This is a genomic window from Aeromicrobium sp. (assembly GCF_036675695.1).
GTDB lineage: Bacteria > Actinomycetota > Actinomycetes > Propionibacteriales > Nocardioidaceae > Aeromicrobium.
Genome location: NZ_JAKFEL010000086.1, coordinates 1 through 12922 on the forward strand (window position 1 = coordinate 1; position 12922 = coordinate 12922).

At 64.5% G+C, this 12922-nt stretch carries 11 protein-coding genes and 1 tRNA gene; 4 read left to right on the top strand and 8 right to left on the bottom strand.

What is annotated here, in order from left to right; translation table 11 throughout:
• Positions 1-165 precede the first annotated feature (165 nt).
• From V6M39_RS05665 to V6M39_RS05675, 3 genes are all read left to right on the top strand, one after another.
• Positions 166-573 (top strand): hypothetical protein, encoded by a 408-nt coding sequence (locus V6M39_RS05665; RefSeq protein ID WP_332642774.1) that lies wholly within the window; start codon positions 166-168, stop codon positions 571-573.
• Positions 574-690: 117 nt separating this feature from the next.
• A complete protein-coding gene (locus V6M39_RS05670; RefSeq protein ID WP_332642775.1) occupies positions 691-1890 on the top strand; it encodes an NAD(P)-dependent malic enzyme in 1200 nt (399 codons plus the stop codon).
• Positions 1891-1923: 33 nt separating this feature from the next.
• Positions 1924-2892, top strand: a complete 969-nt coding sequence (locus V6M39_RS05675; protein WP_332642776.1) for a zinc-binding dehydrogenase — start codon at positions 1924-1926, stop codon at positions 2890-2892.
• Here V6M39_RS05675 and V6M39_RS05680 read toward each other — a convergent pair.
• The 5 genes from V6M39_RS05680 to V6M39_RS05700 all read right to left on the bottom strand — a co-directional run bounded on the left by V6M39_RS05680 (position 2889) and on the right by V6M39_RS05700 (position 9231).
• Complete coding sequence (locus tag V6M39_RS05680) at positions 2889-3617, bottom strand: AAA family ATPase (RefSeq protein ID WP_332642777.1); 729 nt, start codon at positions 3615-3617, stop codon at positions 2889-2891. The genes V6M39_RS05675 and V6M39_RS05680 overlap by 4 nt on opposite strands.
• Positions 3618-3643: 26 nt before the next feature.
• Positions 3644-3820 carry a DUF6104 family protein gene (locus V6M39_RS05685; protein ID WP_332642778.1) on the bottom strand — a complete coding sequence of 59 codons (177 nt, stop codon included), beginning with the start codon at positions 3818-3820 and terminating at the stop codon, positions 3644-3646.
• A gap of 7 nt (positions 3821-3827) precedes the next feature.
• Positions 3828-7559 carry a multifunctional oxoglutarate decarboxylase/oxoglutarate dehydrogenase thiamine pyrophosphate-binding subunit/dihydrolipoyllysine-residue succinyltransferase subunit gene (locus V6M39_RS05690; protein ID WP_332642779.1) on the bottom strand — a complete coding sequence of 1244 codons (3732 nt, stop codon included), beginning with the start codon at positions 7557-7559 and terminating at the stop codon, positions 3828-3830.
• A gap of 175 nt (positions 7560-7734) precedes the next feature.
• Positions 7735-8784: a winged helix DNA-binding domain-containing protein gene (locus V6M39_RS05695; RefSeq protein WP_332642780.1), complete on the bottom strand. Its 1050-nt coding sequence runs from the start codon at positions 8782-8784 to the stop codon at positions 7735-7737.
• Between the two features lie 6 nt (positions 8785-8790).
• Positions 8791-9231, bottom strand: coding sequence for an OsmC family peroxiredoxin (locus tag V6M39_RS05700; protein WP_332642781.1), 441 nt, complete (start codon positions 9229-9231; stop codon positions 8791-8793).
• A 134-nt stretch (positions 9232-9365) separates the two neighbouring features.
• On the opposite strand from V6M39_RS05700, the gene V6M39_RS05705 reads away from it, so the two are divergent.
• Entirely contained in the window at positions 9366-10199 is an 834-nt protein-coding gene (locus V6M39_RS05705) for an oxygenase MpaB family protein (protein ID WP_332642782.1), read from the top strand.
• A gap of 3 nt (positions 10200-10202) precedes the next feature.
• Here the strand turns inward: V6M39_RS05705 and V6M39_RS05710 are convergent, their stop codons facing one another.
• From V6M39_RS05710 to V6M39_RS05720, 3 genes are all read right to left on the bottom strand, one after another.
• Positions 10203-11342, bottom strand: a complete 1140-nt coding sequence (locus V6M39_RS05710) for a N(5)-(carboxyethyl)ornithine synthase (RefSeq protein ID WP_332642783.1) — start codon at positions 11340-11342, stop codon at positions 10203-10205.
• Between the two features lie 86 nt (positions 11343-11428).
• Positions 11429-12637 (bottom strand): formate-dependent phosphoribosylglycinamide formyltransferase, encoded by a 1209-nt coding sequence (purT, locus tag V6M39_RS05715; protein ID WP_332642784.1) that lies wholly within the window; start codon positions 12635-12637, stop codon positions 11429-11431.
• 53 nt (positions 12638-12690) lie between these two features.
• Positions 12691-12765: transfer RNA gene (locus V6M39_RS05720), tRNA-Arg, on the bottom strand.
• Positions 12766-12922 lie beyond the last annotated feature (157 nt).

A 12922-nucleotide genomic window follows, 5' to 3' on the forward strand; every position in this document is an offset into this window, starting at 1 on the left:
ACGCCAATCCATGTGGACACTCCTTCCCGTTCGGTTGCGCCGTGGGCAGGCCGGTCTGACCCGTTCCAAGGCTGAGGCTCCATGTTTTCAAGGTTTCAACTGCATTACAAGGGTAAGGACCCTTGCGAATTGTTGAGTTGGGTCACACTTTCGTAGGCTGGCGCAGTGACACCCCCAGAACCGCTCAAGAAGTCGGCTCGAACGCTGCTCGGCATTGCCGCCGTCGTGGTCGCAGTGGAGGCCCTCGCGTACATCGTCCTGGCCGTGCTCGACCTGGCAGATGTGTCGCGCGAGCGGCTCGGACTGGGCGTCGGAGCTGGTCTCCTGCTCGCCATCTACGGCATCGGTCAGGCGTTCGCAGCCTGGCGGGTGTCTCAGGGTGAGTCCTGGGCGCGCAGCCCACTCGTCGTCACTCACCTGATCCAGCTGCTGCTCGCGTGGAACCTGCGCAACGAAGACACCGCGTGGCTGGCAATCGTGATGGGCGTGTGCGCCGTCGTGGTGCTGAGCTGCCTGCTTGCTCCTCCAGTCACCCGGGCGTTGGGACGTGACATACCGGTTGTGAGAGACTGAGAACCGGGCACGACCTGCACAAACCACCCCTTCGGTGCGGGTGCCCATGAGCGGCCAACTGCCGCATCGGCGATCTGATCGGTCCCGTCACTAGTTTTCAACTTCCCGAGGCATTCAATGGTTGCGACAGATATCGACGTGCATACACCGGCGCCGGACCCCGAAGACCCCATTTTTGCGCTGCATCGCGGCGGCAAGATGGCGATCGCGGCGACCGTACCGCTGAACAATGCCGACGATCTCGCCAAGTCCTACACACCGGGCGTCGCCCAGGTGTGCGAGGCCATTGCAGCTGACCCCGAGGTCGCTCACGAATACACCTGGGTGTCCAACACTGTCGCGGTCGTCACCGACGGCACCGCGGTGCTCGGCCTCGGTGACATCGGTCCCGCAGCTTCTATGCCGGTCATGGAAGGCAAGGCGGTGCTGTTCAAGCAGTTCGGCGGCGTCGACGCGATCCCGATCGCCCTGGCGACGACTGATCCTGACGAGATCGTCGAGACCATCGTGCGACTTGCTCCGTCGTTCGGCGGGATCAACCTCGAAGACATCTCCAGCCCACGCTGCTTCGAGATCGAGCGCCGTCTGATCGAGCGCCTCGACATCCCTGTCTTCCACGACGACCAGCACGGTACGGCGGTTGTGGTCCTGGCGGCACTGTTCAACGCGTTGCGGGTCACCGATCGCTACATCGAGGACGTCAAGGTCGTCATCTCGGGTGCGGGCGCGGCCGGAGTGGCGATCACCAAGATCCTCAAGACAGCAGGCGTCCACAAGATAGCGGTCGTCGATCGCAGCGGAGTCGTGCACTCGAGCCGCGGCCAGCTCGACGAGGTCAAGCAGTGGCTCGCCGACGAGACAGCGGACTGGGCACGTCCCGGCTCCGTGTCGGACGCACTGTCCGGCGCAGACGTCTTCATCGGCGTCTCCGGCGGCACCGTTCCTGAGGAAGCCGTCGCGTCGATGGCACCTGACGCGATCGTGTTCGCACTCGCCAACCCGCATCCCGAGGTTCATCCCGACATCGCCAACAAGTACGCACGAGTGGTCGCGACCGGTCGTTCGGACTTCCCCAATCAGATCAACAACGTGCTGGTCTTCCCCGGGATTTTCCGTGGCGCGCTCGACGTGCGTGCAACGCGGATCTCGGAAGGTATGAAGCTCGCCGCAGCTCAGGCCATTGCCGATCTCGTGGGTGACGACCTCACCGAGTCGTTCATCATCCCGTCGCCGTTCGACCCGCGAGTCGCTGCGACGGTGGCGCGTGCCGTCACCGACACTGCACGGCGCGAGGGTCTTGCGCGTCGGCCATACTGACGCCCCAACGCACTCAACGTCCCGAGGAGCTGGATGTTCGCCGTCTATGCAGACCAGATCAACCCCGACGCGCCCTTGGATGGCCTCGTCGTAGGGGATCGCCCCGAACCCGAGGTGCCCGACGGGTGGACGACCGTCACGGTCAAGGCTGCCTCGATCAATCACCACGATGTATGGAGTCTGCGTGGGGTCGGCCTGCCGGCCGATCGCCTTCCGATGATCCTTGGATGCGACGCGGCCGGTCTCGATGAGGACGGCAATGAGGTCCTCGTGCATGCCGTCATCAGCGACCCGTCGTGGCGCGGCGACGAGACACTTGATCCCAAGCGTTCGCTGCTCTCAGAACGTCACCAGGGCACGTTCGCCGAACGAGTCACGGTGCCGAAGCGCAACGTCGTCGCCAAGCCTGAGGGTCTTTCATTCGCCGAAGCCGCGTGCCTGCCGACGGCCTGGCTGACGGCGTACCGGATGTTGTTCACGCAGTCAGGACTCAAGCAGGGCGGCACAGTGCTGGTTCAGGGCGCGGGAGGCGGTGTCGCGACGGCAGCCATCACGTTGGCGCGTGCAGCGGGATTCCGCGTCTACGCGACCAGTCGCGACGAGGACAAGCGCAATCGTGCGGTCGAGATCGGAGCACACGAAGCGTTCGAGTCCGGCGCCCGACTGCCGTCGAAGGTCGACGCCGTCATCGAGACGGTCGGAGCGGCCACCTGGTCGCACTCCGTCAAGTCGATGCGTCCCGGCGGAACGATCGTGATTGCTGGTGCGACCTCGGGTGATGCCCCGTCACATGCGGAGCTGACCAGGATCTTCTTCCAGCAGATGCGTGTTCACGGCTCGACCATGGGCACCCGCGATGAGCTTCACGCGTTGGCGCAGTTCATGGATGTCACCGGCACCAGGCCACTGATCGACCGTGAGCTTCCGATGGCTGATGCTGCCGAGGGCCTCGCATCGGTCATCGACGGAAGCGTCTTCGGCAAGATCGTCCTGACGCTCTAGTCGTCGGCGAGGGTGTGCCTCAGGTAGCGCATGGGTGCATCGAGGTACGCCTTCCAGTGGTGAACCAGCTCAAGGTCACTCCACTCGGCATCGCGCATTCCCCAGTCTCCGACCTCGATGATGCGAGCACCTGGCATCGATGCGAGTACGGGCGAGTGTGTGGCGCACAGAACTTGCCCACCCGACGCGGCGATGTCGTGGAGCACTCGGATCAGAGTCAGTGTCGATCGGAAGGAGAGCGCAGCCTCAGGCTCGTCGAGACAATAGAAGCTCGGTGAGTCGAACTTGCGGTTGAGCACCTCGAGAAAGGACTCGCCGTGACTCATCGCGTGATAGTCGGTGTCGTTGGGACCGCGATGCTCGTCCATGTAGGTGTACCAGCCGTGCATGGTCTCGGCCCGCAGGAAGAAGCCCCAGCGACCTGTCCCGATGCCGCGTTGAATCTGCAGGTCGCGATGGAGCGGCGACTCGGTGGTCCGTGTCTCGTGACGGCCGTGGGCGCTTCCGCCTTCTGGCGACAGTCCGTAGGCGACGGCTATCGCTTCGACGAGCGTCGACTTGCCCGATCCGTTCTCGCCGACGAGGAAGGTGACGCCTGCCCCCAGGTCTAGACCGTTTTTCAGCAGCTGCTCAACAGCCGGGATCGTCAGAGGCCACTCGCCGGCGGCCAGTTCGGCTTCGGAACTACGCGAAACGCGTACTACGGGCGGCTGGTCGAAGTTCACTGACTCAGCCTGTCAGGCGAGTATGACTATTCGTCCTCGTCATCCAACCTGGCCAACCACGTGGCCAGGCGCTCGACGGGAATCTCGAAGTCGGGGTTGAGATCGACGAAGGTGCTCAGCTGCTCCGCGAGCCAGGCGAAGGTGATTTGCTCGTCACCTCGCCTGCTCTGAAGCTCTTCTATCCCGCGGTCGGTGAAGTACATCAGACGATCAGGCGAATGCCTGCGCCATCAGCGCCTCGAACTCCTCGATGTGGCGTGCGTGCGAACCGACAGACGGAGCTGACGATGCCGGACGCGACACCCGCGACAGCGGAAGGCCGTCGAACTCGCCCATGAAGTTGAGGGCGATGTGCGGCCACGGACCCTGGTTGGCGGGCTCGTCCTGGACCCAGCGGATCTCGCGCGCGTTGGGGAACTTGGCGATCTCGGCGTTGAGCTCGGCCGTCGGGCGCGGGTAGATCTGCTCGAGTCGCACGATCGCCGTACGCGATGCCTCGTGCTCACGCTTGGCGCGCTCGGCGAACAGGTCCCAGGCGATCTTGCCGGAGCAGACCAGAACGCGTTCGACCGATGCGGTGTTGACCGAGTCGTCACCGATCACCGGACGGAACGTGCCGCTGGTGAAGTCCTCGGGCTGCGAGGTCGCAGCCTTGTTGCGGAGCATCGACTTCGGCGTGAAGACGATCAGCGGACGATGCTCGGTCTCGAGGTTCTGGCGACGCAGCAGGTGGAAGTACGACGCAGGCGTCGAGGGCTGTGCGATCGTCATCGCGTTGTCAGCGCACAGCTCGAGGAAACGCTCGATGCGTGCCGACGAGTGGTCGGGCCCCTGACCTTCGTAGCCGTGCGGCAGCAGCAGCACGACACCGGACTTCTGACCCCACTTGGTCTGGCCGGAGGAGATGTACTCGTCAACGACGGACTGGGCGCCGTTGATGAAGTCACCGAACTGCGCCTCCCAGATCGTGAGTGCCTCAGGACGTGCGACCGAGTAGCCGTACTCGAAGCCGAGCGCGGCGTACTCGCTCAGCAGCGAGTCGTAGACGTAGAACGTGGCCTGGTCATCGGTCACGTTGGTCAGCGGCGTCCACTCGTTTGCGTTGACGCGATCGATGATCGTCGCGAACCGCGAGGCGAACGTGCCGCGCCGCGTGTCCTGGCCGGAGATGCGTACGGGGCGGCCATCCGCGAGCAGCGAGCCCATCGCGATGATCTCTCCGGTGCCCCAGTCGATCGGGCCGGCGGTGATCGACGCGGCACGACGCTGGAGCTGTGGGAGCACCTTGGGGTGAACCGTGAAACCCTCGGGCACGTTGGTGTAGGAATCCGCGATCGCCTTGAGCATCTCGGGTGTGACGGCCGTGACGAGCTCGCCGGAGTGCTCAGGCTTCTCGGGGTAGTCGGGGGTACGCGAGTAGCCGGGATCGGACGCGGCTTCCTTGACCTCGGCAAAGTTGCGCTCGAGCTGTGCCTGGTAGTCGGTCAGGGCTGCTTCGGCCTCTTCGAGCGTGATGTCGCCACGTCCGACCAGAGCCTCGGTGTAGAGCTTGCGCACCGACTTCTTGTTCTCGATCGTGTCGTACATCAGTGGCTGCGTGAAGCTGGGGTCGTCACCCTCGTTGTGCCCACGGCGGCGGTAGCAGACGAGGTCGATGACGATGTCCTTGTGGAACGTGCGGCGGTATTCGTAGGCCAGGTGTGCCACCCGGATGCAGGCTTCGGGATCATCGCCGTTGACGTGGAAGATCGGCGCCTGGATCATGCGCGCGACGTCGGTGCAGTACTGCGACGAACGCGAGGAGGACGGCGAGGTGGTGAAGCCGACCTGGTTGTTGACGATCAGGTGGATCGTGCCGCCCGTACGGTAGCCGCGCAGCAGAGAGAGGTTGAGCGTCTCGGCGACGACTCCCTGTCCTGCGAACGCCGCATCGCCGTGCACCAGAACTGGGAGCACGGGGTACTCGATGCCGCGGTTGAGGCGGTCCTGCTTGGCGCGGGTGATGCCTTCGAGCACGGGGTCGACGACCTCGAGGTGTGACGGGTTGGCCGCGACGGAGACCTTGATCTTGTCGCCGGCACCGGAGGTGAACTCACCCTCGACGCCCAGGTGGTACTTCACGTCACCGGAACCCTGGACCGTACGGGGGTCGATGTTGCCCTCGAACTCGCGGAACACCTGGCTGGCGTGCTTGCCGGCGATGTTGACGAGCACGTTCAGGCGCCCGCGGTGGGCCATACCGATGCAGACCTCGTCAAGAGCGTCGCTTGCTGCTGCTTCGCAGATCTCGTCGAGTACGGGGACCGTGGTCTCGCCGCCTTCGAGGCTGAACCGCTTCTGGCCGACGAACTTGGTCTGCAGGAAAGTCTCGAACGCCTCGGCCTGGTTGAGCTTCTGCAGGATGCGCAACTGCTCTTCGCGCGGCGGCTTGGTGTGCGGGCGCTCGATGCGCTCCTGGAACCAGGCGCGTTCGGCAGGGTCGTCGATGTGCATGTACTCGAGTCCGATGGTGCGGGAGTACGAGTCGCGCAGGATGCCGAGGATCTCGCGCAGCTTCATGAACCGCTTGCCGTTGCCGAACGATCCCGTGGCGAACTCGCGGTCGAGGTCCCACAGCGTCAGCCCGTGGCTCGCAGTGTCGAGATCGGGGTGGCTGCGGGCGTGGTTCTCGAGGGGGTTGGTGTCAGCCATCAGATGGCCGCGGACCCGGAACGCGTGGATGAGCTCCAGAACACGAGCCTGCTTGTGCACCTCGTCGTCATGGCTGACCGCGATGTCCTGTGCCCAGCGGATGGGCTCGTACGGGATCTTGAGTGCACGGAAGATGTTGTCGTAGAACTCGTCTTCGCCGAGCAGAAGTCCGTGGACCTTCTTGAGGAACTCACCGGACTGCGCACCCTGGATGACGCGGTGGTCGTAGGTCGACGTCAGCGTCATCATCTTCGAGATCGCCATCTGCGCGAGCGTGTGCTCGGAGGCGCCCTGGAACTCGGGCGGGTATTCCATCGAGCCGACGCCGACGATGACGCCCTGGCCCTGCATGAGGCGAGGGATCGAGTGGTTGGTGCCAATGCCGCCGGGGTTGGTCAGGCTGACCGTGGTGCCCTGGAAGTCTGCGACTTCGAGCTTGTTGTTGCGCGCCTTGGTGACCATCGTTTCGTACGCGGCCCAGAACTGGGCGAACGTCAGGGTCTCGGCGGCCTTGATCGACGGGACAAGGAGCGTACGGCTGCCGTCGGGCTTCTGCAGGTCGATCGCGAGACCGAAGTTGACGTGCTCGGGCTTGAGCTGGTTGGGCTTGCCGTCGACGATCTCGTAGCCGGTGTTCATCGCCGGCATGGACTTGATCGCCTGGACGATCGCCCAGCCGATGAGGTGTGTGAACGAGACTTTGCCACCACGCGCACGCGCCAGGTGGTTGTTGATCACGACGCGGTTGTCGAACAGCAGCTTGACGGGCATTGAGCGGACGCTGGTCGCGGTCGGGACTGCGAGGCTGGCATCCATGTTCTGGACGGTTCGAGCGGCTGCACCCTTGAGCACGGTCTTGCCGACGTCGCCGGGTCCGACCTTCGCGGTTGCTGGCGACTCGGGGGTCGCTGCCGGAGCCGCTGGCTTCGCCTCGGCAGGCTTCGCGGGAGCTGCGGCCTTCTCGGCCGCAGGTTCGGTGGGAATGGCCGGGGCGGGTGTGGCTGCCGGGGCTGCGGGGGCTGCGGGGGCATCGGCTGGCTTGGCCACCGGCGCCTCAGGCGTCACGCTGGCAACAGCGGCGGCCTTCGGCGTGTTGCCGTTGGTCGACGGCGGAGGGCCATCCTTGAAAAATGTCGCCCAGGTCGGATCGACCGAAGTCGGGTCCTCCTGAAAGCGTTCGTACATTTCCTCTACGAGCCACTGATTCGTTCCAAAATCAGGGGTTGTGTGGTCTGGTGAGGAGTTGGCCACTGCCTCGATCGCCTCTTCCGGCTAAGTGCTGAAACGCATGTGAAAACTTCGCTTACAAGGGTAACGCGCAGGCCTAGTGCGTCGTACGGCGGTTGGCCCGCGTCGTCACCCACATTTCAGATTGCCATGGCGATGGCTCGTTCGGGCGTGTTCTGGCGAGTTTTGGTCGCTGTGCTCAGTCGTTGATCTGAAGCTGGGGCTCGCGCTCGACAAAGCGGCCGAATGCCTGCGCTTCAGCTTCCAGCGCCCGCTTGATCGCTGGAGTCACCCGGGGAGAGCAGCGCACGGTGATCGCGACCGCTTTGGACGTGAAGGTGCGGGTCCACATTCCGGCGAGCTGCCCGCCGACCACCAGCAGCCCGGCGCCGCGCATCATCTCGTCGACCGTGCCGTCGAATCGCTCGTAGTCCCCGGGGTCGCGGGCGTAGGAGATGTACTCGTCGAAGTTCGACAAGAGCATCGCCGGAGGATGCTCTGCGTCGACGAGCTCGTCGTGCGACCAGTAGGTCTCACCGTCGATGTCGGTGGGACGAAGCTCGCCGAGCTCAATCGCCCGTCGACTTTCGGTCAGCGTGAGGCTGGACCACCACGCGAGGTCCTTGTCGCGTATCGGCCCGTGACCACGAGCGTAGCGTCTGGCGATGAGAGCAAGCAGCTCGTCCCGTGGCTGTTCAGGAGGTGCGGCGACGATGGAGTCAAGGAGTACGTACGTGTGCTGCTTGCCGCGCATCGGACCGTTGATGACCAGCGCCTCAATCTCGGCGTTCATCGCCATGTGAATCAGGTGGCCGGTCGGGTCCACTCCCGCTTCGGAGAGCGCGATCCCCAGCTCAGAGCGTGTACGCGGCCCGTCCGAAAGAGCCTCGACGATGACCTCGGCGCTTCGTTCGAGCTTGGCCGGCGAGAGGCCGATCGTGTTGTTGCTCGACGACATCATCTGCCGGATGCGAGGGGCTGTGACGGCCAGCAGCCAATGGATGTCCGACGGGTCGACGAAATGCCAGGTCGGTCGCAGCACGTGCGTGCGCAAGAAGTCACCTTGCGCGAAGGCTGCATCCAGGTCGGACTTCGTCAGTCCCCCCGTTCGTCTGGCGACAGCCCACAACCCCATGTCGTGAAGCTGCGACTGAACACAACCGAGATGTCGTACGACGTCGATCGCCGTGTCGAATCGTGGAACGTCGAGCCCTTGCGCGTGAAGGCGACCCGAGATCGAGGGCTTCACGCCGCGTCAGGCCGTGATGAGTGCGGCGTCCAGTGTGATCGGTACGCCGGTCAACGCCTTGCTGATCGGGCAGTTGATCTTGGCTGCCTCAGCTGCCTCGAGGAAGGCCGCATTGTCGATTCCTTCGACCTCAGCGCGTACGACCAGCTCGATGCCCGTGAGGCCCAGGCCGGCCGCACTCATGCCGACGGAGACGTGAGCCGTCACGTCCATCGAGTGCGGGGTCGCATTGACCTTGCCGAGGGCTGCAGCCAATGACATGGCGTAGCACGCCGAATGGGCTGCCCCGACGAGCTCTTCGGGATTGGTGACGCCCCCGCCATCTTCCGATGCGCGCTTGGGGAAGGAGACGTCGAACGTGCCGAGTCCGGAGCTGGTGAGCTCAACCTGGCCGGAACCGTCCTGCAGTCCGCCGTCCCAGGCGGTGCGGGCTGTGCGTGTGGGCATCGTGTTGCCTCTCGTCGAAGGTGTGGAACTGACGCTACCGCGCGCCCGTGACAGACACATTCGGTGAATCCCTTGCCAACGAACCTCGAGCAGGACACAATCTGAACACAAACGTACGCAGATTGGGAGTTGGCATGACCACGACCGCCGTCACAAGAGTCCCTCAGATCCACAAGGGGGTCTTCGGTGCCGCTCTGCTCGCCGGCACTGCCAACGTGATCATGCAGCTGTCGTGGCCTGGTGTCGGTTACGGCGTCAAGGAGAGCAGGGTTTTGTCCGGACGCATCGACCTGCACCCAATCAAGCGACAACGCACAACCCTGACGTATCTCTCGGTCGTCGCGTACGGGACGGACGAGGAGCGCGATGCCTACAAGGCCGCGGTCGACACCTCGCACAATCAGGTCTTCAACGACGAGACCAGTGAGAGCCCGGTCAAGTACCACGGTATGAATCCCGAGCTCCAGCTGTGGGTCGCAGCCTGCATCTACTACGGCGTCGAGGACGTCTACCGGCAGTTCATTGGCGGGATTGATCCTGCCGACCGTGAGGCGGTCTATCAACACTCGGCAAAGCTCGGTACGACCCTGCAGGTACGCGAGTCGATGTGGCCCGCGACCCGTGAGGAGTTCGAGGAGTATTGGGAGAAGGCGCTCGAGCAGGTCCACATTGACGACCGCATCCGCGCGTACCTGATGGAGGTCGTCCGGTTCGAGCACCTTCCACTCAAGCTCGGCAAGCTCTTCGCGACGTTCAACACCTTCGTCACGACCGGGTTCCTGCCACCGCGATTCCGCGAAGAGATGCAGCTGACCTGGACGCTGCGCCAGCAGAAGAGGTTCGACCGGCTGATGAAGGTCGTCGGCTTCGTGACGCGGCACAGTCCCCGCATCCTGCGGGAGTTCCCGTTCAACTTCTACATGGCTGACTTCCGTCGCCGCGTGCGCAAGGGCAAGCCGCTCGTCTGACCGCTATGTGGTGATGTGCGGGTATTCAGCGGGGCGGTTCTGGAAGGCCAGGATCTCCGGGTTCTGCACGACGCCGTTGCGAATCTCGATTGCGCGGCGAAGGGTCTCGTCTGCATCCCACGCCTTCTCACCGGCGAGAACCTTGGACACATACGGCAGCAGTGCCTGGCTGATCTCCCAGGTCGCGGAGTTCCAGAGGTATGAAGGGCTGTGGTCGACGGCGTAGTAGAGCACGCCATTGCCAACCGTGAACGTCGGTTCTTCGAAGCTGGTCGGCTTGGCCCACTCGAAGCCCATGCCCTCATCGCAAGAGACGTCCACGATGATCGTGCCGGAGGCCAGCGTCGGCAGGTCGACATTCATCAGGAATGACACGGGGGAGTTGGGGTTCTGCAGCACACAGTTGACGATCACGTCGTGCTCGGCCAGCAGCGCCGGCATCGGAACCCACTGCTGGTCAATGAAGGCACGGCTCTCGGCTGGTGAGTCTGCGGGGTCGAAGTGCACGATCCGAGCAGAGTGAATCGGCGCGCTCACTGCTGCCACGCCTCGCTGCGTGAAGATGTCGACGTCGTGGATCCCGTGTGCGCTGAGTGCGGTGACAGCGCCGCGAGCTGTGGCCCCGAACCCGATCACGGCGGCGCTGAGTCGGCGACCGTAGTTGCCGGTCAGACCCGCGATCTCCATCGCGTGCAGGACCGAGCAGTAGCCGGCGAGCTCATTGTTCTTGTGGAACACGTGCAGCAGGAAGTTGCCGTCACCGCTCCAGTGATTCATGACTTCCCACGCGATGAGGGTCAGCTTGCGGTCGATCGCGGCCTGGGTGAGCGCGGTGTCCTGAACGCAGTGCGGCCAGCCCCAGAGGATCTGCCCTTCGCGCATCTCGAGGAGATCTGAAGGCTGGGGCTTGGTCAGCAGGATCACGTCGCAGCGTTCGATCAGCTCGGTGCGCGAAAGCATTCCGCCAACGAGTGGGCGGAGCTCGTCGTCGGAGTAGCCGAAGTTCGTGCCGTACCCCTCTTCAAGGAATACGTGTGGGCGTACGGCTTTGCTGAGTCGGTCCAGGTGCCGCGGGTGGATCGGCAGCCGGCGCTCGTTTTCCTTGGCGGTGTGGGCGATGACGCCGAGAGCGAGCTTGATCATGGTGTGTCCGTCGTAGGTCTTTCGACAGGGGAACCGCTGCTCGGTGGGAGCTGACGCCCTTGGTGAAGATTACACGTGCGAGATGCTCAGTCGGCGATACGCAGATGGGCCGCAGCGCGTCGGGCGCGGGCGCGAGCCGCGTCGACATCCTCGCCCAGAGCGAGCGTCACTGCCATGCGCCGTCGCCCGGACACGGCAGGCTTGCCGAACAGCCGCAGAGTCGTGTCGGGTTCGGCAACCGCGTCATCGACGCCGGTAATCCGGGGTGCGTCGATCTCGCCCTCAAGGAGGACCGCGCACGACGCCGCTGGTCCGCGCGTGCGGATGTTGGGGATCGGCAATCCCAGGACGGCCCGAACGTGCAGAGCGAACTCTGAGAGATCCTGCGACACGAGTGTTACGAGCCCGGTGTCGTGGGGTCGCGGGGAGAGCTCGGAGAAGATGACCTCGTCGCCCCGGATGAACAGCTCGACCCCGAAGAGTCCTCGACCGGTCTTGCCGCAGAGATTCTCGACGACGGCAGCTGAGACCTGTTGTGCGCGGTCCAGCACGGCAGGACCGAGTGTCTGTGGCTGCCACGACTCGCGGTAGTCACCGTCGACCTGGACGTGTCCGATGGGTGAGCAGAACGAAATGACGTCAGGTCCGCCGCCCGTGCCGGCGTGCTTGACCGTGAGGAGCGTGATCTCCTCGTCGAAGTCGACGAATCCCTCGATGATCACGCGACCTGCGCCGGCGCGGCCGCCGTCCTGTGCGTACTCCCAGGCCGTGGCGGCGTCGGCCAGCTCACGGACCACCGACTGGCCCTTGCCCGACGAGGACATCACCGGCTTGACGACGCAGGGCGTGCCAACGTCCTCGACGGCAGCCTTGAGCTCGGCAAGCGAGTCGGCGAAGCGGTATGGCGAGGTCGGCAGACCGAGCTCTTCGGCGGCGAGCCGCCGGATGCCTTCGCGATCCATCGTGAGCCGGGTGGCGCGGGCAGTCGGCACGACGGTCACGCCCTCGGCCTCGAGCTCCAGGAGGGTAGGCGTGTGGATCGCCTCGATCTCCGGGATCACCCAGTGCGGACGCTCCTGCTCGACGACGGCTCGGATGGCTATGGGATCGAGCATGTCGATGACATGGCTGCGGTGTGCGACCTGCATCGCCGGTGCGTTGGCGTATCGGTCGACCGCAATGGTCTCGATCCCGAGGCGCTGGAGCTCGATCACGACTTCCTTGCCGAGCTCTCCGGCGCCGAGGAGGAGCACGCGCGTCGCGTCGGCCGACAGGGGCGTCCCGATGATCGTCACGACCGAAAGTGTAGGTGCGTCCAGCAGGACTTCGTCGGCCGTGCGGTGGATGGTGGTGCCCCCGGCAGGATTCGAACCTGCGCTTCCGCCTCCGGAGGGCGGCGCTCTATCCCCTGAGCTACGGGGGCCCGCTAGACAATCTGAAATCCGACTGCGTCGGTCGGGCCAACTGCCGTGTGAGCCTATCGCACGGGGGCTACCGTGAATCCCGTGCCCAGAGTGCTCGTCGTCGACGACACCGCCTCGATTCGCTTCCTCATCCGGACCAACTTGGAGCTCGCCGGA

What these genes read in the sequence shown, in the direction of transcription:
- V6M39_RS05670 (WP_332642775.1), top strand. Translation starts at nt 691, where the DNA reads ATGGTTGCGACAGATATCGACGTGCATACACCGGCGCCGGACCCCGAA.
- V6M39_RS05675 (WP_332642776.1), top strand. Translation starts at nt 1,924, where the DNA reads ATGTTCGCCGTCTATGCAGACCAGATCAACCCCGACGCGCCCTTGGAT.
- V6M39_RS05685 (WP_332642778.1), bottom strand. Translation starts at nt 3,820, where the DNA reads ATGTACTTCACCGACCGCGGGATAGAAGAGCTTCAGAGCAGGCGAGGT.
- V6M39_RS05700 (WP_332642781.1), bottom strand. Translation starts at nt 9,231, where the DNA reads ATGCCCACACGCACAGCCCGCACCGCCTGGGACGGCGGACTGCAGGAC.
- V6M39_RS05705 (WP_332642782.1), top strand. Translation starts at nt 9,366, where the DNA reads ATGACCACGACCGCCGTCACAAGAGTCCCTCAGATCCACAAGGGGGTC.
- V6M39_RS05710 (WP_332642783.1), bottom strand. Translation starts at nt 11,342, where the DNA reads ATGATCAAGCTCGCTCTCGGCGTCATCGCCCACACCGCCAAGGAAAAC.